The 1,695-nt window shown below is 59.3% G+C and carries 4 protein-coding genes and 1 pseudogene; 2 read left to right on the top strand and 3 right to left on the bottom strand.

Features of this window, described 5'->3' with window-relative positions:
- The 3 genes and pseudogenes from J7447_RS31170 to J7447_RS31160 form a co-directional block, all read right to left on the bottom strand.
- Nucleotides 1–211 (bottom strand): annotated as a pseudogene (locus J7447_RS31170) (conjugal transfer protein TraB); the annotation flags it as partial.
- A 34-nt stretch (nt 212–245) separates the two neighbouring features.
- On the bottom strand, nt 246–791 hold the full coding sequence (gene traF, locus J7447_RS31165; RefSeq protein ID WP_332306236.1) for a conjugative transfer signal peptidase TraF: 546 nt from the start codon (nt 789–791) through the stop codon (nt 246–248).
- 8 nt (nt 792–799) lie between these two features.
- Nucleotides 800–1,258 carry a hypothetical protein gene (locus J7447_RS31160; RefSeq protein WP_209171783.1) on the bottom strand — a complete coding sequence of 153 codons (459 nt, stop codon included), beginning with the start codon at nt 1,256–1,258 and terminating at the stop codon, nt 800–802.
- 87 nt (nt 1,259–1,345) lie between these two features.
- Here J7447_RS31160 and J7447_RS31590 point away from each other — a divergent pair, with 87 nt between their 5' ends.
- Complete coding sequence (locus J7447_RS31590; RefSeq protein WP_209171782.1) at nt 1,346–1,510, top strand: TraC family protein; 165 nt, start codon at nt 1,346–1,348, stop codon at nt 1,508–1,510.
- A 28-nt stretch (nt 1,511–1,538) separates the two neighbouring features.
- Nucleotides 1,539–1,695: conjugal transfer protein TraD (locus tag J7447_RS31150; protein ID WP_209171772.1), on the top strand; the 157-nt coding region annotated here is incomplete at its 3' end.

Here is a 1,695-nt window from a genome sequence, read left to right as displayed (position 1 = left end):
CCGCGAACCACAGCCCCAGGCCGATTGCATATTGGGAGCCGAAGAAGATGCTGGCGCCCTGCGGCAAGCCCCGTGACGCTCCAAGGAAATGCGCGGCGGCCACCAGTGCCGACACGGATCGCGACGGGGCGTAAGCCCAGAAAGCCGGAAACAGCATTCCGGCCGGCAACAGGAGCACGTTCCCGGACCAGCCGATTGTGGCGGTCGCCATGCCTCCCAGAATACAAAACAGACTGCGCGCAAACTTAAGGCTGGAAGGTGAACACTTCTCGCGCCAGGCCGAGAACGCCACCCGCCGGAATGGGTCCAAAATATCTTGAGTCAAAGGAAGCCACATAGTCGGAATGAACAAAGAGCGCGCCGACAGGAACGACGCCCTCGGTAAAGGCGGTCAAGGCGCGCCCCTGCCCGTCCGCCTCTTGAATGGAAGAATGCGCCAGGCGAGCACCATCGATGGCCACCTGGTCGCCCTCGATGGCGATGGTTTGCCCGGGCAGGGCGACGACAGTTTTGATAAGCGGTGCTATCCCGCCTTCACAGAGACCCGCGGGAAGATAGAGGCGTTCCCGAGCCAGTTTGATCGCCGGCGCATCTGCGGGCGGACAGATGAACAGGGTGTCGCCCACGTTAACTTCGCGGGAGAGCGCCTCGATCCGCCAAAGTCCGAGCGGAAAGCTCGGTGTTGTGTTGATCCGGTATCCGCCGAAGGTTCCGGCCGCGGCAATGCCGCCAACTACCATTCCGGCAAACGACAGGATCAGCAGAGCCCCTCGCCTGTCCTTCCGCCTCACCTCGTTTATCACCGGGTCATGCCCTGATCTTTGGAAACATTCTGTTTCAGGGCTTGTGCCTGAGCTTGCTCGTGAGAAAGCCTTTTGGCGTTGATTTTCTGGATGGCATTGAACTTCGGCCATGCCTCCGCAAACCTGGCCCGGTTTTCATCGGCAACCCGGGCAGCCGCCTTCTCAAAGGCAGGTCCTTCGGGTTTCATTCCTGCCACGAATGCGCGCTCTCCGAACCGCCGGTCCAACTTTGCGGCAACTTCACCGAGTTCCGCTTCAACCATTTTGTCCGCCAGAAGGAAAGACAGGCCGCTACTTAGATCGTTCCGGTCGATGGCATCACGGATCCGCGACAAGACCGTCTCGGCCGCGGGTGACAGCGCTGGAATATCGACACGCGACAGATCGCGTTCGCGCTCCAGTTCCACGGTACTTGAAGTTACGATCTCGGCCCTCAGACGGATATAGGTTTTCACATCATCGCTGAGCTGCGGAACGTTGGTCAGCGCCTGCTCGCGGATTTCGCGGGTAGTCTTGCCAAGCTCCAGCAGAAGAAAAGGCAGGTGCTCAAAAAGCAGTCCGAGCGCGTCGCCAAGCTCGTCATGGAGAGCGGCCTCGCCGAACTCGACATTGATGAGTCTGAACTCGCCAAAGCCTTGAACGACCTCGCCGCCCGATTTCAAAAGCCGGCCGCTTCACAAGCTCACGCTGCAGCTCCGCAGAATTGAAGGGCAATTCAGAAGTCTAGAAAACCGGATAAGGCGAACACGATTGCTGGACCGCAAGAAAGACGCACGCGAAAAAATCCAACTCGGCGGCCTCATCGTCAAAGCCGGACTTCGCGAGACAGACAAGGCCATCCTTCTCGGCATTCTCATGGATGCTTCGGACCGCCTTGACGACACAAATCAGC

The sequence above is a fragment of the Labrenzia sp. R5_0 genome, from assembly GCF_017743835.1.
In the GTDB taxonomy this organism is placed as follows: Bacteria; Pseudomonadota; Alphaproteobacteria; order Rhizobiales; family Stappiaceae; genus Roseibium; species Roseibium algicola.
This window is presented reverse-complemented; position numbering and strand designations above follow the sequence as displayed.